This window comes from Haemophilus parainfluenzae, assembly GCF_014931415.1.
GTDB lineage: Bacteria > Pseudomonadota > Gammaproteobacteria > Enterobacterales > Pasteurellaceae > Haemophilus_D > Haemophilus_D parainfluenzae_AF.
In genome coordinates, this window is sequence record NZ_CP063121.1 from 1,677,648 (window position 1) to 1,703,648 (window position 26,001).

General features: G+C 37.9%; 25 protein-coding genes. 13 read left to right on the forward strand and 12 right to left on the reverse strand.

The genetic code is table 11. The features are described from left to right. Window positions 1–70: 70 nt before the first annotated feature. The 7 genes from cmk to dsbC all read right to left on the reverse strand — a co-directional run bounded on the left by cmk (window position 71) and on the right by dsbC (window position 6,899). Window positions 71–748, reverse strand: coding sequence for a (d)CMP kinase (cmk, locus tag INP93_RS08200; RefSeq protein ID WP_197544636.1), 678 nt, complete (start codon window positions 746–748; stop codon window positions 71–73). A gap of 116 nt (window positions 749–864) precedes the next feature. Beyond that, on the reverse strand, window positions 865–1,575 hold the full coding sequence (locus INP93_RS08205; RefSeq protein ID WP_197544637.1) for a DarT1-associated NADAR antitoxin family protein: 711 nt from the start codon (window positions 1,573–1,575) through the stop codon (window positions 865–867). Window positions 1,576–1,578: 3 nt separating this feature from the next. Then, window positions 1,579–2,823: a DarT ssDNA thymidine ADP-ribosyltransferase family protein gene (locus INP93_RS08210; protein ID WP_197544638.1), complete on the reverse strand. Its 1,245-nt coding sequence runs from the start codon at window positions 2,821–2,823 to the stop codon at window positions 1,579–1,581. A gap of 153 nt (window positions 2,824–2,976) precedes the next feature. After that, on the reverse strand, window positions 2,977–3,666 hold the full coding sequence (locus tag INP93_RS08215; protein ID WP_197544639.1) for a 5'-methylthioadenosine/adenosylhomocysteine nucleosidase: 690 nt from the start codon (window positions 3,664–3,666) through the stop codon (window positions 2,977–2,979). Continuing rightward, window positions 3,666–4,337, reverse strand: coding sequence for a thiol:disulfide interchange protein DsbA/DsbL (locus INP93_RS08220; RefSeq protein WP_232087623.1), 672 nt, complete (start codon window positions 4,335–4,337; stop codon window positions 3,666–3,668). Before INP93_RS08220 ends, INP93_RS08215 begins: the two co-directional genes overlap by 1 nt. A 48-nt stretch (window positions 4,338–4,385) precedes the next feature. After that, complete coding sequence (recJ, locus tag INP93_RS08225) at window positions 4,386–6,110, reverse strand: single-stranded-DNA-specific exonuclease RecJ (RefSeq protein WP_197544641.1); 1,725 nt, start codon at window positions 6,108–6,110, stop codon at window positions 4,386–4,388. Window positions 6,111–6,212: 102 nt separating this feature from the next. Next, window positions 6,213–6,899 carry a bifunctional protein-disulfide isomerase/oxidoreductase DsbC gene (gene dsbC / locus INP93_RS08230; RefSeq protein WP_197544642.1) on the reverse strand — a complete coding sequence of 229 codons (687 nt, stop codon included), beginning with the start codon at window positions 6,897–6,899 and terminating at the stop codon, window positions 6,213–6,215. Window positions 6,900–7,025: 126 nt separating this feature from the next. Here dsbC and prfB point away from each other — a divergent pair. Next, window positions 7,026–8,124, forward strand: a protein-coding gene (gene prfB, locus INP93_RS08235; RefSeq protein ID WP_197544643.1) for a peptide chain release factor 2 whose coding sequence is annotated in 2 segments (ribosomal slippage) — window positions 7,026–7,100 and window positions 7,102–8,124 — 1,098 coding nt in all. Because the reading frame shifts where the segments join, the coding sequence is not laid out codon by codon here. 51 nt (window positions 8,125–8,175) lie between these two features. Here the strand turns inward: prfB and INP93_RS08240 are convergent. Continuing rightward, window positions 8,176–9,243, reverse strand: a complete 1,068-nt coding sequence (locus tag INP93_RS08240) for a TIGR01620 family protein (protein WP_197544644.1) — start codon at window positions 9,241–9,243, stop codon at window positions 8,176–8,178. 177 nt (window positions 9,244–9,420) lie between these two features. Here INP93_RS08240 and INP93_RS08245 point away from each other — a divergent pair, with 177 nt between their 5' ends. The 3 genes from INP93_RS08245 to INP93_RS08255 are packed head-to-tail and all read left to right on the forward strand — an operon-like array spanning window position 9,421 to window position 11,152. After that, window positions 9,421–10,527, forward strand: a complete 1,107-nt coding sequence (locus INP93_RS08245) for a transglutaminase-like domain-containing protein (RefSeq protein WP_005699414.1) — start codon at window positions 9,421–9,423, stop codon at window positions 10,525–10,527. Next, complete coding sequence (locus tag INP93_RS08250) at window positions 10,502–10,864, forward strand: mercuric transporter MerT family protein (protein WP_065243713.1); 363 nt, start codon at window positions 10,502–10,504, stop codon at window positions 10,862–10,864. Before INP93_RS08245 ends, INP93_RS08250 begins: the two co-directional genes overlap by 26 nt. Before the next feature lie 9 nt (window positions 10,865–10,873). Then, a complete protein-coding gene (locus INP93_RS08255) occupies window positions 10,874–11,152 on the forward strand; it encodes a heavy-metal-associated domain-containing protein (RefSeq protein ID WP_197544645.1) in 279 nt (92 codons plus the stop codon). Window positions 11,153–11,214: 62 nt separating this feature from the next. Here INP93_RS08255 and sodC read toward each other — a convergent pair whose 3' ends face one another. Both sodC and INP93_RS08265 read right to left on the reverse strand, forming a co-directional pair. Next, window positions 11,215–11,775, reverse strand: a complete 561-nt coding sequence (gene sodC / locus INP93_RS08260) for a superoxide dismutase family protein (RefSeq protein ID WP_197545332.1) — start codon at window positions 11,773–11,775, stop codon at window positions 11,215–11,217. 109 nt (window positions 11,776–11,884) lie between these two features. Continuing rightward, window positions 11,885–13,294, reverse strand: a complete 1,410-nt coding sequence (locus INP93_RS08265; RefSeq protein ID WP_178165339.1) for a YcjX family GTP-binding protein — start codon at window positions 13,292–13,294, stop codon at window positions 11,885–11,887. Between the two features lie 88 nt (window positions 13,295–13,382). Here INP93_RS08265 and INP93_RS08270 point away from each other — a divergent pair, with 88 nt between their 5' ends. From INP93_RS08270 to INP93_RS08295, 6 genes are all read left to right on the forward strand, one after another. Beyond that, window positions 13,383–15,083, forward strand: a complete 1,701-nt coding sequence (locus tag INP93_RS08270) for an ABC transporter substrate-binding protein (protein WP_197544646.1) — start codon at window positions 13,383–13,385, stop codon at window positions 15,081–15,083. Then, on the forward strand, window positions 15,083–16,048 hold the full coding sequence (locus tag INP93_RS08275) for an ABC transporter permease (RefSeq protein ID WP_197544647.1): 966 nt from the start codon (window positions 15,083–15,085) through the stop codon (window positions 16,046–16,048). Before INP93_RS08270 ends, INP93_RS08275 begins: the two co-directional genes overlap by 1 nt. Beyond that, the gene (locus INP93_RS08280) at window positions 16,038–16,925 is read left to right on the forward strand and encodes an ABC transporter permease subunit (protein WP_005695892.1); all 888 of its coding nucleotides are present in this window, start codon (window positions 16,038–16,040) and stop codon (window positions 16,923–16,925) included. Before INP93_RS08275 ends, INP93_RS08280 begins: the two co-directional genes overlap by 11 nt. A gap of 3 nt (window positions 16,926–16,928) precedes the next feature. Further along, entirely contained in the window at window positions 16,929–17,984 is a 1,056-nt protein-coding gene (locus INP93_RS08285) for a peptide ABC transporter ATP-binding protein (protein ID WP_049367513.1), read from the forward strand. After that, entirely contained in the window at window positions 17,984–18,787 is an 804-nt protein-coding gene (locus tag INP93_RS08290) for a peptide ABC transporter ATP-binding protein (protein ID WP_197544648.1), read from the forward strand. Before INP93_RS08285 ends, INP93_RS08290 begins: the two co-directional genes overlap by 1 nt. 95 nt (window positions 18,788–18,882) lie before the next feature. Further along, the gene (locus tag INP93_RS08295; RefSeq protein WP_197544649.1) at window positions 18,883–19,815 is read left to right on the forward strand and encodes a bile acid:sodium symporter family protein; all 933 of its coding nucleotides are present in this window, start codon (window positions 18,883–18,885) and stop codon (window positions 19,813–19,815) included. A gap of 60 nt (window positions 19,816–19,875) precedes the next feature. On the opposite strand, the gene sppA is transcribed toward INP93_RS08295, so the two are convergent. After that, window positions 19,876–21,738: a signal peptide peptidase SppA gene (gene sppA, locus INP93_RS08300; protein WP_232087607.1), complete on the reverse strand. Its 1,863-nt coding sequence runs from the start codon at window positions 21,736–21,738 to the stop codon at window positions 19,876–19,878. Window positions 21,739–21,848: 110 nt separating this feature from the next. Between sppA and INP93_RS08305 the strand changes: the two genes are divergently transcribed. Next, window positions 21,849–22,403 carry a nitroreductase family protein gene (locus INP93_RS08305; protein WP_065243704.1) on the forward strand — a complete coding sequence of 185 codons (555 nt, stop codon included), beginning with the start codon at window positions 21,849–21,851 and terminating at the stop codon, window positions 22,401–22,403. A 40-nt stretch (window positions 22,404–22,443) separates the two neighbouring features. Here the strand turns inward: INP93_RS08305 and metX are convergent, their stop codons facing one another. Next, on the reverse strand, window positions 22,444–23,529 hold the full coding sequence (gene metX, locus INP93_RS08310) for a homoserine O-acetyltransferase MetX (protein WP_049365909.1): 1,086 nt from the start codon (window positions 23,527–23,529) through the stop codon (window positions 22,444–22,446). A 157-nt stretch (window positions 23,530–23,686) separates the two neighbouring features. On the opposite strand from metX, the gene INP93_RS08315 reads away from it, so the two are divergent. Both INP93_RS08315 and lysC read left to right on the forward strand, forming a co-directional pair. Beyond that, window positions 23,687–24,385 carry a SanA/YdcF family protein gene (locus tag INP93_RS08315; protein ID WP_049369006.1) on the forward strand — a complete coding sequence of 233 codons (699 nt, stop codon included), beginning with the start codon at window positions 23,687–23,689 and terminating at the stop codon, window positions 24,383–24,385. A gap of 166 nt (window positions 24,386–24,551) precedes the next feature. After that, the gene (lysC, locus tag INP93_RS08320; protein WP_197544650.1) at window positions 24,552–25,904 is read left to right on the forward strand and encodes a lysine-sensitive aspartokinase 3; all 1,353 of its coding nucleotides are present in this window, start codon (window positions 24,552–24,554) and stop codon (window positions 25,902–25,904) included. Window positions 25,905–26,001: the final 97 nt, after the last annotated feature.

Sequence of the window (26,001 nt, forward strand, 5' to 3'; positions counted from 1 at the left end):
ATAACATCCACATTAAGATCCATAAAATGCGGGGTTGAGGATAAATGTCTATTCTTCCTTGAATAAACAGTTAAATCGAAATTGACGCTTTTTGTTGAATATAATCCAACGCTTGAGCAATGACCTCATCAATACTCAATGTTGTACTATCTAACAATAAAGCATCGTCAGCCGGTTTCAATGGCGCAACCTCACGATTTCTATCACGAAAATCACGTTCTTGTATTTCGGCTAAAATCTGTGCAAAGTTACCATTAATTCCCTTATTTTGCAACTGTTTATAGCGTCTTTTTGCACGTTCTTCCGCACTTGCATCTAAAAACAGTTTAACTTGTGCATTTGGGAAAACCACGGTTCCCATATCTCGCCCATCCGCAATCAGGCCATCATTTTTACCAAAATCCTGCTGAAGTTGCAGTAAAGCTGACCGCACTTTAGGGAAAACCGCCACTTTTGAAGCGGCTTCTGCCACTTCTTGCGTACGGATCAAATGACTCACATCCATCCCACCAAGAAGCACATTGACTTCTCCATTCTTTGGAATGAACTGAATATCTAAATGACGTGCTAACTCCGCTAATCCTTCTTCATTGGTTAAGTCTGCATGACGTTTCAGTGCAGCCAATGCTGTCACGCGATAAATGGCGCCACTATCTAATAAGGTAAAACCTAACTTTTCTGCCAATGCGTAACAAAGTGTTCCTTTCCCTGCACCACTTGGGCCATCAACGGTAATAATTATTCCCATAATAAATTTCATCCCACTAAAATCTGTCATAGCTATTTATACTAACACGCTACAACTTATATTTCACTGCTTATACAAACTCCCTTAAAGTTGCTTTTAGTAGTTAGGTATAGATGCTAAAAACCTAAACCAAGCTGACTATTTTCATCCTCTTTAATTTTTCGTCTATATAGCTCAAACTCCTGTGCAAATCCAATAGGATCCTGAATAAAATCTTTCACACTTTCATTCTCATAAAGTGACACACATAAAGCTAATGTTCTTGCTTGACAACTAAAAGACTTATTGGGATTAAACTCAATATCACTAAAAGCATCAAAATGATTATCAAAAAGTTCCTCACGTAGATCTGAATTACGATCAGAAAAGAGCACATTCAAATATAACCAATCGTAAAAAAGACTTTTCGGCTCTAATGGAAAATCTTTATTATTAAAGCTAAATTTAATCATATTGCCACTTTCTTTTAATCTACTGTCTTTTTTCGCCTCTCTAGGCGTTACTGTCAAAAGATCTCGATAAGGTCCCCCATTTTCAAATACCTTACTACTCTGAAAAAGATTTTCAACCGGATAATTTGTGGTATTTTTTAAAAAGAAAGCACTCAACTGAATACCAATTTGTTGTTCTGATTTACTTGATGCTTCTAAAATTTTATTAAAACCTTGCTTTTTAGCTTCTTGATGCAGACTATGAATCGAGCGTTTTCGTACTTCAGAACTCATCCCCATATGCCAATCAAATTCAATATTCTTCTCAATAACCCCTATATTCTCTCGCAATGGAATAAAAATAGGCCTTGCTGTTTTACCAATATTTTTCCGCATAACTTACCTATAAAATACTATAAAAATAAAAATAATTATAATGATTAGAAAGACTAAACATCTATCACTATTTGATGTTTTTATTATTGAATTGTTTACCTCTTGTTCAACATTTTTACAAGGAGATATTATCGAGTTATTCTCTGAAATAGTAGGGAGCCCAAGTTCCTTAAGACATTTATTTTGATACTTAATTATTGCCTCATTTATTAACTTAATCCGTTCAAGTCTTTTACTGCGTTCTTCATCATCACTCAACTCTCTAATGTCAGATAGAAGTTTTCTAGCATGAGATATTGCCCAATCACAATCACCATCATTATCAATTCCCAAAGTAATTTTATATTCTTTAAATTCAGTTAGATAATCAGAGAGAGAGTTTTTATCGGATTTATATCCTCCTGTAGTTTCAATAGTTTCAAGAGCTGCAAGGTTTTCCTCCGCAAGCTCTCGTAACGATTTTTTAAGTTTGTTTTTATTGTTATCGACAATATTTTCAACATTTTCCAACAATGATGCAGAACAATTAAACTTATCCCCATCTAAATCTAAACCGATATCAGTGAAATCATGCCCTAAGATAAAATCAAAATCCTGATTATATATCGCAGAATCATTTTCTAATCTATTTTTTATATCTTCGTAAGTTAAAGGAATATTATCTTCAAAAATATGGATGATAAACTCTGGTTCTATATTTTCTAGACATTGAACTTCAGCTTGATCTGATGTAGTTTCACAATATTCTAAAGAGGAATGACGTTCAATTGTTGATGGGAAACATTGAGATTTCTGGAAAGAAACAGAGTCAGCAAACATTTTTTCTAATGCTAATTCGCCTTTAATCTGTTTTATATCAATATTTTTGTAACTCGCGGTTGCTGCATTATGGGGGTAGAAAAGGCAATTTTTTCTGTACAATACCTCTGGACTAATTAGTAATAAACAAAGATCAAACCCCTGCTCAACCTTACGGTTAAACATCCATTTATTTGGTTTACTTATAGATAAACAAATAGCATTACTATACTGATCAAATCTAGACAAATCTGTAAAAGTATTCTCCCAACTAAACAATAAATCTCTTGTTTTAAGACCATTCTTTTTAATACTTTCTAGATTTTCACGAGGAGTAAAATGGCAAAGCCAACGAATATTACGATTTCCTACAACTTGACTTATTAACAACTGCTCAGAGTCTAATACCAAATCCGAATTAATACCTGAATAAAAATTAAAGCTTTCCATGCACTCTAACTTCCTCTTTTTATTGTTTAACACATAAGCTTTATAATAAAACAAGTGTAGTATATAACACTTTAAATTTTAGCTGAATCATTTTAACAAGAAATAAAAAGCCTATTAATAAATATTAATAGGCTTATATTAAATATAAATTAATTATAATCTTTCTATCATTCCCAACACTAATGCAGAGGATTGTTTTGCTGCAAGTGGAAGGAATTCCTCAAATGACATACTTGCTGCGACATCGCCTGCATCAGAAATAGCTCGAACAACCACAAAAGGTACGTTAAAGGCATGACAAACTTGTGCAATCGCTGTTGCTTCCATTTCTACTGCTGTCACATTGGGAAAGTCAGCTTTAATTTGAGCAATTTTTTCTTTGCTATTAATAAAACTATCGCCCGAGCAAATTAAACCACGTTTTACATTTTGCCCTTGTGATTGTGCAATTTCATCGGCTAAATCCGCTAATTGTTTATCTGAAAGAAAAGCCGCTGGATTCGCGGGTAATTGACCTTTTTCATAGCCAAATGCCGTCACATCTGCATCGTGATAGCGGGTTTCATCTGAAATAACGATATCCCCAACTTTTAAACCTTTTGCGACACCGCCTGCTGAGCCCGTATTTAAAACCACATCCGGTTTAGCCAATTGCAATAAAGCGGTAGTGCCAATAGCTGCAGCAACTTTGCCAATCCCTGATTGCAATAATGCGACTTCTTTACCATTAATTTTGCCTTCAAAAATGACCGCACTTGCGATTTTCGTTTCTTTTTTATCTGTCATTAATTGGGATAAAATTTCCACTTCTTGTGCCATAGCACCAACAATCCCGATTTTCATTATTTTTTCCTTTCTTGTTCGAGTTTATTCACTAAGAAATCTAATACCGCAACACCATAATCATCGTTATACAATGTACTCGCGGTGAGAACATATTTCCCACCCACCACCACATAAGGGAACGTAAATACGCCATATTCTTCCGTTAAATTAATGGCATTATTCACATCTTCTTTTACTTCAGCAGAATGCACGACTTTATTAAATTCAGCTTTACTGATCCCTTGCGAGACTATCCATTCACGCATCTTATCTAATGACGATAATTCGGTATAACGTGCTTTTTCAGAGGTTTCAAATAACAGAGTATCTGATAACTCACCTACTTTTAAACGCTGTAAGGTATAAAATATTGTCGCTGAAAATTTTGCTTCATTCGTGGCGACCGGGTATTCATCTAATGCCACTTTATTTGGGCGAATTTGGCTATAAAGCTGCAAGATATCTTGAGCTGAAGAACAAACTCGACAGTCATAATCAAAGAAAAATTGGATCGGGATTTTACGATCGCTTCTTTTGGCTTGTTCAATGGGTTCTTGATATGAAAAATAATCTCTACCATCTTCAAACTGCGCCACATTCGCGGGTGGTAAGTGCGGTGGATTTTTGGCAGAAAAATCCTTTGCACTGACTTCACCGAATGCGACATTTGTCACACTCAGCAATATCATTGCAAAGGATCCTTTTAATAATTTATTCTGCCAAACTTTTTTCATAAATTAACCAATTGGTTCAATATAATCGACTAATAATTGTAGGTTTCGATTTCCACGAAACTCATTAATTTCTAACTTATAAGCAAATTTTGCCTGCTTAATCGACAAATCGGGATAATACCGAGTATCGATATTAAACGCAATGGCATCTAATAATGGACCGCCATTTTTAGGCTCAACAAGCATTTTTAAATGATTTTGATTTTGCCCGATAGCACGTTGCTCAAAAATTTTAAATTCACCATCAAAAACAGGCTCTGGAAAGGCTTGTCCCCAAGGTCCGCCAGATTTTATCACTTCTGCCGTTTCAATACTAAATTCATTTGCTTGAAGTTCGCCATCCGTCCAAATCACACCTTGTAATTGATCTTCATTTAACCAATCTTGCACCGTTTGATTAAAAATCTTTTGAAACTCAGGGAAAAAGCTTTCTTTAATGCTTAATCCTGCTGCCATGGCATGACCGCCAAATTTTAAAATCATATCCGGATGTTGGGAATGAATACGCTCTAATACATCGCGCATATGCAAGCCTTCAATTGAACGTGCAGAACCTTTTAAAATGCCTTCTTGATCTTGTGCAAACGCAATGACTGGTCGATGATATTGATCTTTGATTCGAGAAGCCACAATACCTAATACACCCTGATGCCAATCTGGCTGGAATAAGGCGATCCCCATCGGTAATTCATCAGAAAGTGCGGTTAAATTTCGGCAAATTTCTAAGGCCTCTAACTTCATGCCCTGCTCAATTTCTTTGCGAGCTTGATTTAGGCTATCTAAATCCAAGGCTTGCGCTCTTGCCTCTTGCATACTTTCTGCAAGTAATAACTCTACCCCAACGGACATATTATCTAATCGTCCCGCTGCATTTAAACGCGGAGCAATCGCAAAGCCTAAATCAGCCGAACAAAGTTTTTCGACTTCTCGATTAGCCACTTCTGCGAGAGCAATAATTCCAGGACGACAACGTTTCGCACGAATTCGCATCAACCCTTGATGGGCTAAAATACGGTTATTTTGATCAAGGGGAACAACATCAGCAATTGTGCCGAGCGCGACTAAATCCAGTAACTCAGTAAAATTAGGTTGTGTTTCTGCCGTAAAAATGCCCAACTCACGAAATTTAGCACGCAAAGCGAGCATTAAATAAAACGCCACGCCCACACCGGCTAAACATTTTGAGGGGAAATCACATTGTTGCAAATTGGGATTAACAATAGCATCAGCATTCGGCAGTATTTCTGGTGGTAAGTGGTGATCGGTAATCAACACCTTCACGCCCTGCTCTTTTAAATACGCCACGCCCTCAAAGGATGATACTCCGTTATCCACTGTCATCAATAACTGCACGCCTTTTTCCATTGCCATTTCAGCAACAGGCACACTCAAACCATAACCTTGCTCAAAACGATTCGGCACAAGATATTCCACATCAGTAAAGCCAAGCATACGCAAAGCTAATACTGAAAGTGCCGTACTCGTTGCCCCATCAGCATCAAAATCACCGACGATAACAATCTTCTGTTGCTGTTGATAAGCATCAACCAATAAGCTCACAGCTTGTTGAATGCCGTGTAATTGATTGGGATTCAGCATTGATTGCAAAGTGCGGTCTAATTCTTGGCTGTTTTTAATATGGCGAGAACGATAGAGACGATCAAGTAATGCATTATCTGAAACAGGATTTCCGGCAGGAATTTCACGACGTTTGATGAGTTTTTTCACGGTATTTCGTTATTTAAAATGACCACTAAAGGCACATTCGATATGTGCGTTGATGATATGAATATTTTAAGGGCGTATACAATACGCCCTCACTACTAACAATTATTGTGCGGATTCTTGTAACACTGCTAATAAATCTTGAGGTTTTAAATATCCGCCGAGCACTTCACCGGTTGATGTCACAATACTTGGCGTACCTTTCACACCAAGTTGTACACCTAAATCATAGTGTTTTTTCACAATGTTAGGTGTTTTTAATTCTTTCGGTAAGTTACCTTTTTCTGCTTCATTCAATGCAAATACAGGATCTTTCGCTGTCCAAATGGCTTCCATTTGACGAGCAGTTTCATTCATTCCAGCTCGTGGGAATGCAAGATAACGAACCGTAATACCTAAATCATTATATTCTTTCACTTGTTGGTGAAGGATGTGGCAATAATGGCAAGTAATATCCATGAATACGGTCACAACATATTTTTCATTTTTTGCCGGATAAATGATCATTTCGTTTTTTAACGCATTCACTTTATCCGCTAAAATTTTACCAGCCACATCAACTGGGCCTTTATTTGTTAATTCATACATTTTGCCTTGCAAAACATATTGACCATTTTCACTTACATATAAAATGCCTTGATCAGTCACGGCTGTTTTAAGGCCTTTTACCGGTGAATCTTTCACCTCAATATTTTTCGCACCTAATGCCTGTAATTTCGATTTAATCTCAGCATCACTTGCCATAGCAGTGGCTGACGCAGTGATTAAAAGTGCGGTCAGTAATTTTTTCATTTTTATTCCTAAATATCTAAACAACAAAGATTAGAATTATAAATGGATCGATGATTTGTGCAAGCCAAACTACCCAAAAAACTGAAAATGACTTATACTTCTGCCGCTTATAGAGGTTTATTTATTATGTTTGAAATTAATCCAATCAAAAACAAAATCGCAGACCTTTCCGAGCGCACATCTGTGCTTCGGGGGTATCTTTGACTTCGATGCAAAAGTTGAGCGTTTAGAAGAAGTTAATGCCGAATTAGAACAACCCGATGTGTGGAACGATCCTGAAAAAGCCCAAGCGCTTGGGAAAGAACGCGTTTCACTTGAACAAGTGGTTGATACTATCAAGAATTTAGAACAAGGTTTAGAGGATGTTGAAGGGCTTCTTGAATTAGCCGTTGAGGCTGAAGATGAAGAGACCCTCAATGAAGCCGTTGCTGAATTAGACGAACTTGAACAACAACTTGCAAAATTAGAATTCCGCCGTATGTTTAGCGGTGAACATGATGCGTGCGATTGTTATGTCGATTTACAAGCGGGTTCCGGTGGTACAGAAGCGCAGGACTGGACAGAAATGTTACTTCGCATGTACCTTCGCTGGGCTGAAAGCAAAGGCTTTAAAACAGAATTAATGGAAGTCTCTGATGGCGATGTCGCAGGTTTAAAATCCGCGACGATTCGTGTCAGTGGTGAATACGCTTTCGGTTGGTTACGCACAGAAACGGGGATTCATCGTTTAGTGCGCAAAAGTCCATTCGACTCCAACAACCGTCGTCATACATCATTTGCAGCAGCTTTCGTTTATCCTGAAATTGATGACGATATTGATATTGAAATCAATCCGGCTGATTTACGTATTGACGTTTATCGTGCATCCGGTGCGGGTGGTCAGCACGTCAATAAAACTGAAAGTGCGGTGCGTATTACTCACATGCCAAGTGGGATTGTCGTGCAATGTCAAAACGATCGTTCTCAGCACAAAAATAAAGATCAAGCCATGAAGCAATTAAAAGCGAAATTATATGAGCTTGAATTACAAAAGAAAAATGCGGACAAACAAGCGATGGAAGATAATAAATCTGATATCGGTTGGGGTAGCCAAATTCGTTCTTATGTGTTAGATGACGCGCGAATTAAAGATCTCCGCACTGGCGTTGAAAATCGTAATACACAAGCCGTACTGGATGGCGATCTCGATCGCTTTATTGAAGCAAGCTTGAAAGCGGGGCTTTAATCATCTCTTTGATACAAAAAAAGTGCGGTCAATTTTAACCGCACTTTTTTATTACACTTCTTCTTTTTCTTTCAGTTTATTCTTGCCTAACACTGCATCTTTCATCACCGTCAGCAATTCTTTTTGAACATGAGAAAGTTTTGGTTTTTCCGACTTTTCAAACGCCAGTGGGCGACAAAACTCCATAGCTTTAATGCCTAATCGAGCTGTCAATAATCCCACGCCAATCCCCTGCGCTGCTCGGGCAGAAAGTTTCGCGGTAATATCTTGCGAAAGCCAATCCATTCCTAAATCTTGCACGATTTCAGTCGCACCGGCAAAAGCAAGATTCACTAGCACCATTCTGAGCAAACGAAGACGGGTAAAATACCCAAGCTCAATCCCATAAATCGCTGCAATTTTATTGATTAAACGAATATTGCGCCACGCAATAAAAAACATATCAATAACGGCCAAAGGACTAATTGCCACAATCACTGCGGATTCTGCCGACATTTTCGTAATCAGTTTTTTTGCTTTTTGATCAAAAGACTGTAACACCGTTTTACTGAATAAATGAGTAACTTCGCGAGCAGAATAACTTTCATTCAACTGTTTTTCCCATTGAGCAATCGCTGGATGTTGTAAATCTAACTTTAAAGTATCAGCAATAGACAAACACAAGGCTTTACCTTGCTCGCTATCCTGTTCAGAAAAAACTTGATGATTTTTAACCGCACTTTCACCTATTAATCGCTGACTTTGTTCTTGTAGATTCAACCGTTTTTTGAGTTTCACCAAACGTCGCCATTCTGCGATGATTTCAGATAAACCAAACAGCACTACCACAAAACTTACCAAGGCAAAAGCAAGGTAAATCCATTGTTGATTTTGATAACTGTCCCAAATCCATTGAACAGATTGCGCAACCGTCGCACCTAAAAATAAAAGTGCGGTCAATTTCAAAGCCGTTTTCCAACCACTGGATTTAGGCTTCACAATTTGCTCAAATTGCTCGTCCAACAACTCCCCTTCTAAAGGTTCATTATCGATAGTTGTTTCAACATTATAAAATTCCTGCTTAGGCAGAATTTCTTCCTCTTCTGGTTGTTGAGATTGTGTGAAAATTTGTTTTGTCATTATTCTTTCCAATAAAAATAGAAATAGTATTTTACTTCGAAGTTCTTTAGCAAATCTTAAATGGCTGAAATAAAAAAGCAATATTGACTAGAAAATAAAATGAGCTACTATAGTCATGTCCACAATTAGTTTATCTAATGTGTTAAGTTTTAACTGTTAACTAAGAAGGATCTTTTCATGAAGAAACTTATCGCCACTGCGGTGCTCTCCGCATGTTCTATGGCTTATGCCAATACCGACATTCCAAACTACAATACCGATTCTCATCTGTATGAATTCACTCAAACTTATGATTTAGTTGCGCCAAAAGGTTCGCAAGGACAAGCGAATCTGTGGGTACCTTTACCATTTAATGGCGAGTATCAACAGGTAAAATCTATCCATTTTGAAGGTAACTATTTGGATGCCTATGTGACAGAAAACAACAAATATGGTGCGAAAACGCTCTTTGCGACTTGGGATAAAGATGCACAAAAACGCGATTTAAAAATCACAATGGTGATTGAAACCAAAGATCGTGAACCAATGGTTAAAGGTGCATTAGAAAATTACAAACCACCAAAAGATATTCACTATTCTGTTGATGTACAAGAATATTTAAAACCGACTCAACATATTAAAACTGATGGCATTGTGAAACAGTTCGCCGATAAAATTGTGGGCACTGAAACTAATCCATTGAAAAAAGCTGAGTTGATTCACCAATGGATCGTCAATAATATGGAACGTGATAATTCCGTTTTAGGCTGTGGAGATGGTGATGTAGAAAAAATTCTGACCACTGGTGTGTTAAAAGGTAAATGTACTGATATTAACTCTGTTTTCGTTGCACTTGCTCGTGCCAGCGGTATTCCTGCTCGTGAAATTTTCGGTATTCGTTTAGGTGCAGCGGATAAAATGGGCAAATACTCCAAAGGTGCATTCGGTAGCGCGGACGAACATGGCGTAGCAAACGTAAGCGGTGGTCAGCATTGTCGTGCTGAGTTCTATCTAGCTGGATTCGGCTGGGTGCCTGTTGATTCTGCAGACGTGGCAAAAATGCGTTTAGCAGAGAAAAAATCTGTTGATGATAAGGATACACAAGCTGTTGCCAAATACTTATTCGGTAACTGGGAAGCAAACTGGGTAGGATTTAATCATGCGCGTGACTTCGATTTATATCCGCAACCAGAACTTGCTCCTCTCAATAACTTTGGTTATCCGTATGCCGAAGTGGGTGGTGATCCGTTAAATTCCTTTGACCCGAAAGAATTTAAGTATGACTACGTCTCTAAAAAGCTCTAATAAATCTTTTTGGGTTGCGATTGCCACCGCGTTAAGTGCTGCGGTGGCATCAACCTTGTGCTGTATTGCGCCTTTAATCTATTTAGTATTTGGCGTGTCATCCACATGGTTAATTGGCTTAGGTGAATATGATTATTTACGCATTCCTATGCTTATCGTTTCATTATGCGCCTTTGCCTACGGCTTTTGGTTGTTGATGTTTTCCAAAAAAATCATTTGCAGCAAATACATTTCCCGTAAAAAGCTTATTGTTTTGTACTGGATTGTATTTATCGTCATGGTATTTTTCTTAACTTATCCAACCATTTTACCGTGGATTTTAGAGCTTTCTAATTAGGAACAAAAAATGAAGAAATTAACGACCGCACTTTTGCTTTCATTATTCACTTTCTCTATCGCTCAGGCAGAAGAAACAAAGCAAGTTATGTTAAAAGTGAATGAAATGAACTGCCAGCTTTGTGCTTATTTGGTGAATAAAGAATTACGTAATATTGATGGCGTGATTTCCACTAAAGCCTCCATTAAAGATAGAACTGTGACTGTTGTAGAAGATCCAAAAGTTTCTGATGAGCAATTGATTAATGCGATTCATAAATTGGAATATACGGCGGAAGTGATTAAATAAATTGCTATAAAAATAAAAATGCGGTCAAAATTGACCGCACTTTTTTGTCTTTAAGAATCGACTTATTTAATCACACCACATGCCATACGTGGGCCGCCACCGCCAAGTAGAGTTGGATGATCTGAGTGGTTATCACCGCCCGCGTGAATCATAATAGAATGACCACGAACTTCATCTAATTTTTTAAGACGTGGCGCTAAAACAGGGTTAGTTGCTGTACCATCATGTAATACAGTTAAAGCCGGTAAGTCACCTAAATGAGCATCATCTTGCCATGGATAACCGTGTTGTTTTGCACCTTTAGGATCCCAGTGACCGCCAGCTGCTAAACCCGCTGTTAATTTACCGTCTTTTTCTTTTGGATCACAGCTTGGATTTTCATGAATGTGGAAACCATGTAAACCTTCAGCTAAACCTTGTAGATTTGGTGTAAACACTAAACCATAATTTGATTCAGTAATAGTTACAGTCCCTACATCTTTGTTACCGTTTGCAGGATCTAATTGTTGTACTTTTACTTCGATTGAAGGACCTGCTGGTTTTGCCATATGGTCATGTGCATTTGCCACGCCAGCAGCACAAATTCCGCTGATTGCTAATGCTAAGAGAGTTTTCATTTTCATCATAAGCTCCTTTACTTTAGAAAGACTCAAATTGATTCTACCTAAATACCAATAAAAAAATAGTGGTTTATATTAAGTATTTGACAATTAAATTGATTTGATTTTTCTATCAATCAAACCTATCTGCTAATAAAAACTGTAAAACTGCATCCATTCTTAAATGCGGAATGCTTTCACCTTGTTGTAAAACTTGAGGTTCGAAGGAATCAAAATCAAAAGATTGTTTTGACCAGAACTCTGCACTAGGTAGTTTAGTTGGTACAGATCCCGGATAAAGTGTAATCAGCTGCTTATCTAAAGAACGTACACCTTGAATAGCTTTGATTTGTCTACCATTTTGATTAACTAAAACCTGTTTCGTCGCTCGAATGGCGGCAATTGCCGTATATTCTGTATCAATTCCTTCAAATTCTACATGACGACCACCTTCTTGCACCAATTGACGCATAAGGCTAATTAAGTTTTGAATTTGATCGGTTGTGATATGATCGGCTTTTGTTGCCACAAACATGAGCTTATCAATATTTGGAGAAAACAAGCGATTAAGTAAATTGCGTTTACCATAATGGAAATTTTTGAAAAGCTGATTAAGCCCGGTTTGCATATCAATAAAAGCCTGTTGGCTATGATTTAATGGCGTTAAGCAATCGGCTAAAATCACTTGGCGATCAAAGGTTGAAAAATAATTTTCATAAAAGCCTTTCACCACCTTATTACGATAATAATCATATCGTTTATTCAACACAGCAAAATAGCTATTGGATTTTGCTTCTCTTTTCAGTTTTTGCCATTGCTCCTCGGACAAATGCAATAACGGGAAAAATTGTAATACAGGTGCACCTTCTAATTCTCCAGGCAAGACAAATCTACCTGGTTGAATAAATTGCATTCCTTCTGCTTTGCAGGCAAGTAAATAATCGGTATAAGATTTTGCAATCTGCGCTAAAACATCTTCATTGACGACCGCACTTAGGTCGAGTTTTTTCAGTTTATCCAACCAATCTTGCGCAAACTGTTGGCGAACACCCGATGTAATTTTAGCTTGTTCAAGTGACCATTGTTGAAAATCTAAATTCAGCAAAGGTAAATCCAATAACCATTCACCAGGATAATCAAAAATATCCAAGTATAATGTGCCACGTTCTTTAAAATGGCGAAGCAAGCCCGATTGGCGTTCAAAACGAATAGCAAGGCGCGTTTCACTCACTCCTCGAGTAGATTGGCACCATTGTGGTGGATTATTCATTAAATCATTGAGATTCGCTTCATAATCAAAACGTGGAATACTTAAATCCTGCTGAGGCACACGTTTCACGGCCAAAATAGATTGATTTCGGGCGGCCTCAAATAAAGGAAGATGAGCATTCCCCTCTTGATTAATATGTAACAATTGATTAATCAAACTCGTAATAAAAGCCGTTTTACCGCTTCGACTTAGCCCTGTCACAGCTAAACGTAAAGTGCGGTCAAATCCACGATTGATTATTTGATTAATTTCCCGATTAATTGATTTAAACATATCCTAAAAATCCAATAACTAGCCATTTTTGCCAAGATATTTTACAATTCACTCAATTTATCACAAAACGGTCTTTAATAATAAAGCTATGTTACGTCGAAATGTCACTTTTTGTTTTTTATTGTGTGGGTTGAGCCAAATTAATCTGGCACAAGCCGCCCCAAGCATACCCAAAATGCTGACAGAAAATGGCTTAACATACTGCACAAATGCATCGGGTTTTTCCTTTAACCCGCAAACTGCAGACGCCGGCACCAGTATGAATGTGGTGACGGAGCAAATTTATAACAAATTATTTGATATTAAAGATCATAGTGCAGCACTCGTTCCTGTATTAGCCCAATCTTATTCTATTTCATCTGATGGAAAACAAATTCTCATTAATCTTCGTAAAGGGGTGAAATTCCATCATACCCCTTGGTTTACGCCTACGCGTGACTTTAATGCAGAAGATGTGGTCTTTTCGATTAATCGCGTTTTAGGTCACGATACTTACTTGCCAACACTCTCAGATGATGTAGTCACCTACAAAAATCCGCAATATAAAATCTTTCACGAACAGGCCAAGAAGGTACACTTTCCGTATTTTGAAAGTATTAAGCTGAATCAAAAAATTAAAAGTATCACGGCAACGAATCCTTATCAGGTCAAAATTGACCTGTTTGAACCCGATGCGTCAATTCTGTCCCATCTTGCTAGCCAATACTCTATTATTTTCTCGCAAGAATATGCGTATCAATTAAGTGCGGATGATAATCTCACCCAATTGGATACACATCCTGTTGGCACGGGCCCTTATCAAGTGAAAGATTACGTTTATAACCAATATGTTCGCCTGGTACGCAATGAGGACTATTGGAAAAAAGAAGCTAAAATTAAAAATATCATCGTGGATCTTTCTACGGATCGTACGGGACGTTTAATAAAATTCTTTAATAATGAATGCCAAATTGCTTCTTACCCTGAAGTTAGCCAACTCGGTTTATTAAGCGAAAAAGATGATCGTTATTATCTGCAATCTACGGATGGAATGAACTTAGCCTATTTGGCTTTCAATTTCCAAAAGCCATTAATGCAGGATAAAACCATTCGCCAAGCCATTTCACAAAGCTTAAACCGTTTTAGAATTGTGCGAAATATTTACCACAACACAGCAACGGTGGCGAATAACATTATTCCTGAGATTTCTTGGGCTTCTGCAATTAATACGCCTGATTTTCCTTATGATTACCAGCCAGCTGAAGCAGAGAAAGCATTACGCGATAAAAAACTCACGTTAAAGATGTGGGTGATGAATGAAGAGCAAGTGTATAACCCAGCCCCAATAAAAATGGCGGAGCTCATTAAATGGGATTTAGCCAAAGCGGGAGTGGATGTTAAAGTGCGGTCAGTCACACGTACATATTTAATCGAACAATTACGCAAAGGCACTGAAGATTACGATTTAATCTTAACGGGTTGGCTTGCTGGAAACCTTGATCCTGACGGGTTTATGCGCCCGATTTTAAGTTGTGATACGCAAAATGAAATCACGAATTTATCAAATTGGTGTAATCCTGAATTTGATAAGATGATGAATCGTGCACTAGCGACCAATCATTTATATGAGCGCTCTAAAGCATATAACAATGCACAAGACCTCATTTTAAACGAATTGCCTATTGTGCCAATTGCAAACGTCAAACGGCTTTTAGTCGCTCGCGGCAATGTTAAAGGAATTGAGATGACCCCATTTGGTAGCATCAATTTTTCTACCTTGTATTTCATGAAAAATAAGGAGAATAAATAATGCTCGTTTCAGCAATCCGTCATGTGGTTTGGGTGACCATTTTATTATTGATTCTGTCCGTATTAAGTTTTGTGATTTTGATGCGAGATCCGCTCAACGCCGATCTTGTCACAAATAACATTTATAGTACTTATTATCATTACCTTACATCATTGTTACAGGGTGATTTAGGAATTACCTATAACGGCGGAGAATCCTTAAAAGATTTAATTTTTACGGTATTACCACCCACATTAGAACTCTGTTTTACTGCGCTCTTATTAGCTTGTATCTTAGGTATTCCTCTCGGTGTATTAAGTGCGGTCTATAATCAACGTGTTTTTTCACGTACATTGCAGAGTATATCCAATGTTGGTTTGTCTATTCCGATTTTCTGGTTTGCCCCAATTTTGCTTTATGTAGCAGCGATTCAAAGTTGGGAGATCGCAGCCATTGGGCAATATAATTTACTCTATGAAATCAAACCTATCACGGGTTTCCCTATTATTGATGTGTGGTTTGTGGATGTGCCTTACCGAACTAAAATCGTACAAAATGTTTTACAACATTTAGCCTTGCCTACATTAGTGCTTTGTATTCTGCCGACCATGGAATTTATCCGCATCATTCAGCAACGAGCAGATTATTTACTTCAACAAGAATATGCTAAAGCAGCAGCGACACGTGGCTGGTCAAAATGGACAATTTTAAGACGTTATGTTTTCCGCAATACTTTTCCATTATTAATTCCACAACTTACGCGTGTATTTACCTTAGTATTAACACAATGTATGTTGGTTGAGACAGTATTAGGTTGGCCGGGAATTGGACGTTGGTTGATTGATGCCGTAACCCAACAAGATTACAACAGTATTTCTGCCGGTGTAGTTGTAATTGGTATTTGTATCATTATTATTGATACCTTCGCCAAGTTGCTCATGTTTGTGTTAGATCCATTGAATAAGAAGGGCTGGTATGCAAGATAGAGAACCTGATGAATTTCGTGAAAGCACCTCCTTCTTTCAGATTTGGCTGCTTTTCCGCCAGAATCGTGTGGCATTATTCTGTTTCTATTTATTTTGTCTTCTGATTTTGACCGCACTTTTTCCTAAGCTCATCATGCCTTATAGCGAAAGCATGGAGTTTGTCGGAGAAGAACTCATGCCGCCATCTTGGGTAGAAAAAGGTCGTATTGCTTTTTTCTTTGGTACCGATGATCTTGGTCGTGATGTACTCAGTCGATTAATTATGGGGACACAATATACTCTCGGTTCCTCTCTTTTAGTGGTCATTGCTGTGGCAATTATTGGTGGCGCATTAGGTATTCTTGCCGGCATGTCAGAAGGGATTAAATCTCGTTTTTTAGGTCATTTTTTTGATGCATTTTTATCTATCCCTATTTTGCTGATTGCCATTATTATTTCGACGTTAATGGAACCGAGCTTAATAAATGCCATGTTTGCCACTCTGTTGGCTATTTTGCCGTATTTTGTCCATGCGATTTATCAAGCGATCCAGCAAGAACTAAAGAAAGACTATGTACTCTTACTGAAATTAGATGGTATTTCAAACTGGGAATTATTAAAAACTACAATCTTGCCGAATATTAGTGTCGTCTATACGCAAGAAATTTCTCGAGCATTTGTTGTCGCTATTTTAGATATTACGGCACTCAGTTTTATTTCTCTTGGTGCACAACGCCCTATGCCAGAATGGGGGGCAATGATTAAAGATTCATTAGAATTAATTTATCTTGCACCATGGACAGTTTTATTGCCGGGCTTTGCTATTATTTTCACCATTTTATTAAGCATTATTTTTACTAACGGATTGTGTAAAGCAATCAATAAATATTACGAGTAACCCATGGCGCTGTTAGATATTCGCAATCTTAATATTGAAATTCAAACACCAAACGGTCGCATGAAAATTGTGGACGGCGTCAATCTTTCGCTTAATGAAGGGGAAATTCTAGGGCTCGTCGGTGAATCAGGTTCCGGTAAAAGTTTAATCGCTAAAGTAATCAGTAATTCCATTAAAGATAACTGGATTGTCACCGCTGACCGTTTTCGTTTTAATGATATTGAATTGCTTAAACTGACACCGAATCAACGTCGAAAAATCGTTGGAAAAGAAATTTCAATGATATTCCAAAACCCATTAAGCTGTCTTGACCCAAGTCGAAAAATTGGTAAACAGCTTATTCAAAGTATTCCGAATTGGACCTTTAAAGGTCGTTGGTGGCAATGGTTTGGTTGGAAAAAACGTCGTGCAATTGAATTACTGCATCGTGTAGGGATTAAAGACCACCAAGATATTATGGCGAGTTATCCTAATGAGCTCACTGAAGGTGAAGGCCAAAAGGTGATGATTGCCGTAGCAGTGGCAAATCAACCTCGTCTCTTAATTGCAGATGAACCCACTAATTCTTTGGAATCCATTACGGCATTGCAAATTTTCCGTTTGCTTTCAAGTATGAACCAAAACCAAGGTACAACAATTTTATTAGCCAGTAACGATCTTAAAAGTATCAGTGAATGGTGTGATAGCATTTCTGTTCTTTATTGTGGGCAAAATACAGAGTCTGGGCCAACCGACCAAATATTAGAAATGCCTCATCATCCTTATACACAAGCATTGCTTTACTCTGTTCCCGATTTTAGTCGCCCTTTAGGTTTTAAAAGCAAATTAGGGACATTAGAAGGAACTGTGCCGATTTTAGAACAAATGCCGATTGGTTGTCGTTTAGGACCTCGCTGCCCTTTTGCTCAGCGTGAATGTATTCAAAAGCCAAGCCGATATCGCATTAAACAACATGAGTTTTCCTGCCATCATCCGATTAATCTTCGAGAACGGCAGTTTAAAGATAAAATTGCAACTTCACCGCTTACGCTAAATACCGAATCAAAAGGAAACGAATAATGCCATTATTACAAGTGGAAAATCTCAGTAAAACCTTTGATGAACCCGCAAAACTTTTTGGTTTCGAGCAGTTTTATGCGGTAAAAGACGTCAGCTTTACGCTTAACCGTAAAGAAACGCTTGCGATTATCGGTAAAAATGGTTCGGGTAAATCGACCTTAGTAAAAATGATCGCAGGGATAACTCCCCCTGCTTCAGGAAAAATCTTATTTAATGATTTACCATTAAAATTCGAAGATTTTCACTATCGCGCACAGCATATTCGAATGGTTTTCCAAGATGCGAATTCAGCGTTTAACCCGCGTTTAAATATTGGACAAGCCTTAGATGCACCACTACGATTAATTACCGATTGGGATGAAGAGGCTCGCAATGAAAAGATCTTTGAAACGCTCTCATTGGTAGGGCTTTATCCTGATTATACTAATCTGAAAATTAAACACCTTTCGGTCAGTCAAAAACAGCGTATCGCCTTAGCTCGTGCGCTGATTCTTCAACCTGAGATCATTATTATTGATGATGCATTGAGTACATTAGATGCCTCTGTGCGTATTCAATTGCTTAATCTGATTTTAGATTTACAAGAACATTTAGGGATTTCCTATATTTATGTTGGACAAAATTTAGGCATTATCAAACATATTGCCGATCAAGTTTTGGTGATGGATGATGGTGAAATTATCGAATCTGGTACACCAAGAGAGATCTTTTCTAATCCTCAAAATAATATTACTCGCCTGCTTGTAGAAAGCCATTTTGGTCAATTACTTGATGAAAATGCTTGGCAAACAACGACTTCCTAATTCTCTTTAAAATAAGTTAGGCATAGACATCTCAAAAAAACGTCTTTAAAATTGACCGCTCTTTTCATTCTTTTTAACAAAATAGGAAAGCAACTATGCAAGCGTTATTAAAACTCACTAACTTTGTGAGCAAAACTTTCGCACTATGGGCGATTGTTTTTGCTCTTCTCGCCTTTCTCTTCCCTGAGCAATTCAAAATTTTTGCACCATACATTCCTTACCTTTTGGGTTTGGTGATGTTTGGTATGGGGATTACCTTAACTTTTGCTGATTTCAGCGAAGTGGCTAAACACCCAAAATCTGTGTTTATTGGTGTAGCGGGTCAATTTATCATTATGCCAGCTATTGCATTTGGATTAGCAAAAACCTTTGATTTGCCTGCTGATTTAGCGGTTGGTGTGATTCTTGTGGGTTCTTGCCCGGGTGGTACATCATCAAACGTAATGACTTATTTAGCGAAAGGTAACACCGCGCTTTCTGTTGCTTGTACGACAATCTCAACCTTACTTTCACCAGTATTAACCCCTGCTATTTTCTATGTATTAGCAAGCCAATGGTTAGATATTGATGCAGGTGCAATGTTTATGTCTGTATTAAAAATGGTGTTGTTCCCAATTTTCTTAGGTCTAGTTGTTCGTGCGCTCTTCAAAAAACAAGTGGAGCAAGCAAGCCAAACTATGCCATTAGTGTCTGTTATTTCTATCGTCTTAATCTTGGCTGCCGTTGTAGCTGTAAGTAAGGATAAAATCGTAGAATCAGGCCTATTAATTTTCAGTGTTGTGGTTTTACATAACTGCTTAGGCTATTTAATTGGTTACTTTGCAGCAAAATTATTTAAACTTAATACGGCGGATAGTAAAGCAGTAGCAATCGAAGTAGGTATGCAAAACTCAGGTTTAGGTGCTGCACTGGCAGCCGCTCATTTCAATCCAATTGCCGCAGTACCAAGTGCTTTATTTAGTTTCTGGCACAATGTATCGGGTCCAATTTTGGCAAATATTTTCTCCAATATCAAAAATGAAAAATAAACTAATTGGATAAAAAATAAGGGCGGAAATTACATTCCGCCCTTTTTTATACTTTACGAATTACTTCACTGAACCACAATTTAAACAATATAAATACTGCCCTTTTGGATCATTAAATTGACTTAACACATTCAGTTGTTTTTTCACTTGATGCACTTCCTGTGGCAACCCTAACCAATTTGTCAGTAACGCTTGACCTTTTTGTTTAAGCTTGCGATCTAATTTAGCGAAGAAACTATTATCTTCATCAACCAACCATTGCACGCTGAAATTATCCATGTATTTATCGGGATGTTGATTGACTAGTGCGACTACTTTATCAATGGCTACATCAATATCGCCTAATTCATCCACTAAGCCATTTTTCTGTGCATCTTGCCCTAACCACACTTGGCCCTGCGCAATTTTATCCACTTTATCTTTTGATAATTGACGACCACGGCTTACCACATCTAAGAAACGCTCATAACCATTTTCGATACCAAGTTGATAAATATCCTGTGTATTTTTACCCAATGGACTTAAAGCTGACGTTTCCGCGAGATCCGTTGTCGCTACACCATCAGTACTCATTCCCATTTTTTTGATTGTATTTTCAAAGGTTGGGAATAATGCAAAAATCCCGATTGACCCCGTAATCGTATTTTTATCTGCCACAATATAGTCAGCAGTTGAAGAAATCCAATAACCACCAGAAGCTGCCATGCCTCCCATTGATACTACAACAGGTTTGCCTGCTTTTTGAAGATTTTCAGTTTCCTGGCGAATAATTTCTGATGCAACTGCACTGCCACCCGGTGAGTTAACACGGAGAACAACCGCCTTCACTTTCTCGTTATCGTAGGCTTGTCTCAATAACTTCGCAATGGTATCGCCGCCAGCTGATTCTTCATCGCTTTCACCATCAATAATTGTCCCTTCGACATTCACTACCGCAACGATATTTTTTTCATTTGGATCCACAGAGAAACGATCGCCTAAATCAGATAAATAATCTTCAAAATCGACTAATTTGGCTTTGCCTTCTTCACCTTGACCGAAAAGTGCGGTCAATTTTTTATCTAAATCCAATCTTGTCGCAAACTGTGTCACTAACTGACGTTTTTTCACATAAGCCGTTTCATCACCTTTTAGCGCTTTTAAATCACTAATGTATTTTTGTGCATTCGGTAATACATCATTGGCGGTAATATGACGATTAACCATTAATGTTTGCATATAGTTTTGCCACATGCCACCAAGCCATTTTTGCATATTTGCTTTTGCTTCTGGTGACATATCATCACGCAAGAAAGGTTCTACCGCGGACTTATAAGTCCCCACACGGAAAATATGAGGTGTGATTTCAAGTTTTTCGAGCATGGATTTAAAGTAAAGGTTTTCCTGACGCAAACCTTGAATACCGACTTGCCCAATTGGATTGAGATAAATGTCATTCGCAAAACTCGCGAGGAAATACTCTGCCTGCGTGTAATTATCAGCATAAGCAATAACCGGCTTTTCTGACTCTTTGAAGCTTTGAATCGCTTTTCCTACATATTCTAATGAGGGAAGATCGCCCCCTTCAAAGTCATTTAAATTCAGCACTAAACCACGAATTCGTTCATCATCTTTCGCAGATAAAATACTTTGCACCACATCAAACGTAGAATATTTATACGAGACCTTTTCATTATTTAAACGTTGAAATTCCTCTTGCCAACTCAGCATATCCTCTGTGTTATCTGCAAGATAGCCTGTTAAATTTAAATATAATGCACCTTGATCGCCTGATAAAACTTGGCTTTTCTTACCATCACTAAAAAGGCTGACGAGCACAATCAACGCTAAAACAAACAGTAAGAACACAAAATTCATCACAAGATTTCGGATAAAATTGAACGCTTTACAACAAAATTTCAATACGCTTAAGATGACATTCATGCGAAATTAAACCTTTAAAACAGAAATAAAAATTGTGCGTAGCCTATCATAAAGTCCCGTGAAAAACTATGCTATAATCAACCGCACTTAACTAGAATAAGGAAAATACTATGGATGCATTAACCCTTTTAACACAACGTAAATCGAATAAAAAATTAACCGCACCAGCCCCTAGCCAAGTGCAATTAGAACAAATGTTTCAAGCCGCTTTACATACACCTGATCATGGTAAACTTGAGCCTTATCATTTCGTGGTAATCCAAGGCACTGGTTTAAGTAAATTGGAAAGCTTGCTCAAAGCGGCGGTGACTGAATTTGATTTAGGTGAAGAACGATTAAAAAAAGCAGAGAATTTTGCACGCCGTGCGCCGATGGTCATTGCGGTGATTGCTAAAATTAATCATGAAGTGAAAAAAGTACCAGGTTGGGAACAAATGCTTACTGCAGGTGCAGCAACTTATGCGATTCAACTTGCGGGCAATGCATTGGGTTTTGAAAGTTTTTGGGCAACTGGTCCTCTCGTTGAGGGACGTGAATTACGTGAAGCATTTGGTTGTAACAAAAATGATAAGATCGTTGCCTTATTACAAATTGGTACAGCAGCTGAAAAATTAGAAAGAGACTGTAAACCAAAAGATTTATCACGTTTCGTGAGCCATCTATAACGCTCAAAAAAGGCGGAGATTTCCGCCTTTTCTATTGTTCTTATTCAAACTCACCTTCTAATCCACTTCGGATTTTATTTTCAAACGCTGTATAGTCCACTAAAAATGCATCGTGACCATAATCCGATGGGAATTCGTAGAATCTTAAATCCACGCCTGCTTGCTCTAAAAGCTGTTTACTTTTATGCAAATCAATGGATTTAAATAGTTGATCTGTTGTCACTGAAACCAATGTATAGCAGGCTTTAATTCGAGATAAGGCTTCTTTGACATCCGTATACCCTACGCTAGGATCATACAGATCAAGAGCACGCAATAAATGCAAATAGGTGTTAGCATCAAAACGCTCTAAGAATTTTTTACCTTGATAACTCAAATAGGATTCCACTTGAAAGTGATCACCCCAAAATTGTCCTTCAGATTTAGTCGCTCGTCCAAATGCCTTGGCTAACTGTACATCTGTCCGATACGTTAACATTCCCAACATACGAGCAATAGAAAGACCTTGATTAGGCGGTGTCCCTTCATAATAATCACCATTATTAAAATTCGGATCATTAATGACAGCCTGACGCATCACATGATTAAACCCAATAGCTTCCGCACTGAAGAAAATTGAAGAGCAAAGATTCACAATATTATCCATAAAATCCGGATAATCAATTGCCCATTGTGTAGCTTGCATACCGCCAAAAGAGCCGCCCACTATCGCTTTTAGATGTGTTATACCGAGATAGTCAAGTAACGCTTTTTGTACTTTGATAATATCTTGAACAATAATATTGGGGAACTGGCTACCGTAAGGTTTTCCCGTAGTGGGATTAATTGAGCTTGGTCCCGTTGTTCCTTTACAACCGCCTAATACATTTGAACAAATGAAAAAATATTTAGATGTGTCAAATGCGAGGCCATCTCCCATAAAATTTTGCCACCAACCATCTTTATTCGGTTCATCAAAATAAGGTTCTGCATCTCCCGTTAAGGCATGACAAATCAATACAGCATTGCTTTTATCTGCATTTAAAGTGCCGTAAGTTTGATACGCGACATTGATAGGCGAAAGCTGCCCACCCAATGTTAATTGGAGGGGATTGTCTTGAAAAAGCACGACATTTTGCACAGCCATTAAAATGATAACCTTTTACGTTGATGATTTAACAATTATCAACAGCTCATGTTTTTTGTCAAGAAATTTTAGACGTTTAGACGTCTAAATATTTCCTTATCAATTTGGTAGACAAATTACACTTGAAATTATTTTGATTTTTCAGTATGTTAGCCATATGCAACTATCCAAAATGCGGTTAAAAATGACCGCACTTTCATGGCTCTCTCGCCTTCCGCTGAAAAAACTCCTCGGCTACGCTTTGGGGTTAGGTTTACTCGTCTTGATTGGTTGCTTCACCATTGATCGTGCTATTAGTTTCTATGTACAAGATCGCGTTTATGAAGACGTTGAAACGCTCCCACATCGCCACTATGCATTAGTATTGGGCACATCCAAATATGTCGCCAAAGGTAAAACCAACAAATATTACGACTACCGTTTGGAAGCATCAAAATACTTAATCGATCAAAATAAAGTTGATTATTTACTGCTAAGTGGTGATAACCGCACGCTTCAATATAACGAGCCTCGTACCATGTTTTTGGACCTACGTAAAATGGGCGTGTCTGAAAGCGTTATGTTTAAAGATTTTGCAGGATTCCGCACCTTAGACTCTGTTGTGCGAGCAAATAAAGTTTTCCAAGTTCCCTCCTTTACGATCATTAGTCAAAAATTCCATTGTGAACGTGCTCTGCTTATTGCTAAACATTATGATATTGATGCCATTTGTTTCACCGCGAAACAGCCAGAAGTTTATTTTGGGACGCGTGTCCGCGAAATGTTTGCTCGCGTGAAAGCCGTATTAGACTTAATCATCGGGGTAAAACCTTACTTTCTTGGCACGCCAGAACCACTGCCAATGCCTACTGAATAGTTAATGATTCTTTAATTTTTACCCTGTTTAATCAAAAAAGATCTAAATAAAAAGATTTTTATACGATTTTTTATCATATTTATTTGACAATTTTTACTTAAATCGCTATTTCTAATAGCTATCATAAAACACAACATCTTACTTTTTCATTTTAGAGGATTATCTTATGTCTCATTTATCGGTAGCAAAATTTGGTGGTACATCCGTCGCGAACTATTCCGCTATGCAAGCTTGTGCCAAAATCGTCATTGCAGATCCTAATACTCGCGTTGTCGTGCTTTCTGCATCCGCTGGTGTCACAAACTTATTAGTTGCCTTAGCCAATGGTGTCGAAGCTGAAGAACGCGCAAAATTAATTGGTGAAGTTCGCCAAATTCAAGAAAACATTTTAAATGAATTAAAAGATGACAGCCGCATTCGTCCTATCATTGAAAAATACTTAGAAAATATTACCGCACTTTCTGAAGCAGCTAGCCTTGCAACATCACTTGCTTTAACTGATGAACTCATTAGTCATGGTGAAATGATGTCAACGCAAATTTTCATTGAAGTATTAAGAGAATTACAGACCTCTGCAACTTGGGTTGATGTACGTACTTTAGTCGCAACCAATGATAACTTTGGGAAAGCGGCACCCGATGATGCACAAACTCAAGCGAACTGCGATAATTTATTGAAACCATTAATCGATCGTGGAGAATTAGTCATCACTCAAGGCTTTATCGGTCGTGAACCTGGCGGTAAAACCACAACGTTAGGCCGTGGTGGTAGTGACTACTCTGCTGCACTTTTAGCAGAAGTATTAAACGCAAAAGATGTCTTAATTTGGACGGATGTGGCGGGTATTTATACGACCGATCCACGTATCGTACCAAATGCACAACGTATTGATACCATGAGCTTTGCTGAAGCGGCTGAAATGGCAACCTTTGGGGCGAAAGTATTACACCCTGCAACGTTACTTCCTGCTGTACGCAGTAATATCCCGGTTTATGTGGGTTCAAGTAAAGCACCAGAAGCTGGCGGTACTTGGGTAACACGTGATCCGCAACCTCGTCCAACATTCCGTGCCATTGCATTACGTCGCGATCAAACCCTATTAACGCTTTCAAGTCTCAGTATGTTACATGCACAAGGCTTCCTAGCGAATGTATTCACTATCTTAGCGAAATATAAAATTTCTGTGGATACGATCACAACCTCTGAAGTAAGCATTGCATTAACCTTAGATAAAACAGGTTCTGCTTCATCTGGTGTTGAATTACTTTCACCTGAATTACTAGAAGAATTAAGCCAATATTGTACCGTGAAAGTGGATACCGGCTTATCGCTTGTCGCATTAATTGGAAATGATTTACACCTCGCTTCAGGTGTGGCAAAACGTATTTTTGACACGCTTGAAGGCTATAACATTCGCATGATTAGCTATGGTGCAAGCACGAATAACATTTGTATGCTATCACATAGTGACAAAGCAGATGACGTGGTTCGTTCATTACACAAATCATTGTTTGAATAAAAAATTTACTGAAAGTGCGGTTAAAAATAACCGCACTTTTTTACGTTTAGAATTTGAGATTACGAGCAAAAAAGAGTAAAGTAATCGTTTGTCTGAT

What these genes read in the sequence shown, in the direction of transcription:
- INP93_RS08285 (WP_049367513.1), top strand. Translation starts at nt 16,929, where the DNA reads ATGGCGCTGTTAGATATTCGCAATCTTAATATTGAAATTCAAACACCA.
- INP93_RS08250 (WP_065243713.1), top strand. Translation starts at nt 10,502, where the DNA reads ATGACTACGTCTCTAAAAAGCTCTAATAAATCTTTTTGGGTTGCGATT.
- INP93_RS08315 (WP_049369006.1), top strand. Translation starts at nt 23,687, where the DNA reads ATGCAACTATCCAAAATGCGGTTAAAAATGACCGCACTTTCATGGCTC.
- INP93_RS08255 (WP_197544645.1), top strand. Translation starts at nt 10,874, where the DNA reads ATGAAGAAATTAACGACCGCACTTTTGCTTTCATTATTCACTTTCTCT.
- INP93_RS08210 (WP_197544638.1), bottom strand. Translation starts at nt 2,823, where the DNA reads ATGGAAAGCTTTAATTTTTATTCAGGTATTAATTCGGATTTGGTATTA.
- INP93_RS08265 (WP_178165339.1), bottom strand. Translation starts at nt 13,294, where the DNA reads ATGTTTAAATCAATTAATCGGGAAATTAATCAAATAATCAATCGTGGA.
- INP93_RS08275 (WP_197544647.1), top strand. Translation starts at nt 15,083, where the DNA reads ATGCTCGTTTCAGCAATCCGTCATGTGGTTTGGGTGACCATTTTATTA.
- cmk (WP_197544636.1), bottom strand. Translation starts at nt 748, where the DNA reads ATGGGAATAATTATTACCGTTGATGGCCCAAGTGGTGCAGGGAAAGGA.
- sppA (WP_232087607.1), bottom strand. Translation starts at nt 21,738, where the DNA reads ATGAATGTCATCTTAAGCGTATTGAAATTTTGTTGTAAAGCGTTCAAT.
- INP93_RS08220 (WP_232087623.1), bottom strand. Translation starts at nt 4,337, where the DNA reads ATGATATTGCTGAGTGTGACAAATGTCGCATTCGGTGAAGTCAGTGCA.
- dsbC (WP_197544642.1), bottom strand. Translation starts at nt 6,899, where the DNA reads ATGAAAAAATTACTGACCGCACTTTTAATCACTGCGTCAGCCACTGCT.
- INP93_RS08215 (WP_197544639.1), bottom strand. Translation starts at nt 3,666, where the DNA reads ATGAAAATCGGGATTGTTGGTGCTATGGCACAAGAAGTGGAAATTTTA.
- INP93_RS08295 (WP_197544649.1), top strand. Translation starts at nt 18,883, where the DNA reads ATGCAAGCGTTATTAAAACTCACTAACTTTGTGAGCAAAACTTTCGCA.
- metX (WP_049365909.1), bottom strand. Translation starts at nt 23,529, where the DNA reads ATGGCTGTGCAAAATGTCGTGCTTTTTCAAGACAATCCCCTCCAATTA.
- INP93_RS08270 (WP_197544646.1), top strand. Translation starts at nt 13,383, where the DNA reads ATGTTACGTCGAAATGTCACTTTTTGTTTTTTATTGTGTGGGTTGAGC.
- INP93_RS08245 (WP_005699414.1), top strand. Translation starts at nt 9,421, where the DNA reads ATGAAGAAACTTATCGCCACTGCGGTGCTCTCCGCATGTTCTATGGCT.
- INP93_RS08280 (WP_005695892.1), top strand. Translation starts at nt 16,038, where the DNA reads ATGCAAGATAGAGAACCTGATGAATTTCGTGAAAGCACCTCCTTCTTT.
- INP93_RS08240 (WP_197544644.1), bottom strand. Translation starts at nt 9,243, where the DNA reads ATGACAAAACAAATTTTCACACAATCTCAACAACCAGAAGAGGAAGAA.
- lysC (WP_197544650.1), top strand. Translation starts at nt 24,552, where the DNA reads ATGTCTCATTTATCGGTAGCAAAATTTGGTGGTACATCCGTCGCGAAC.
- sodC (WP_197545332.1), bottom strand. Translation starts at nt 11,775, where the DNA reads ATGAAAATGAAAACTCTCTTAGCATTAGCAATCAGCGGAATTTGTGCT.
- INP93_RS08305 (WP_065243704.1), top strand. Translation starts at nt 21,849, where the DNA reads ATGGATGCATTAACCCTTTTAACACAACGTAAATCGAATAAAAAATTA.
- INP93_RS08205 (WP_197544637.1), bottom strand. Translation starts at nt 1,575, where the DNA reads ATGCGGAAAAATATTGGTAAAACAGCAAGGCCTATTTTTATTCCATTG.
- INP93_RS08290 (WP_197544648.1), top strand. Translation starts at nt 17,984, where the DNA reads ATGCCATTATTACAAGTGGAAAATCTCAGTAAAACCTTTGATGAACCC.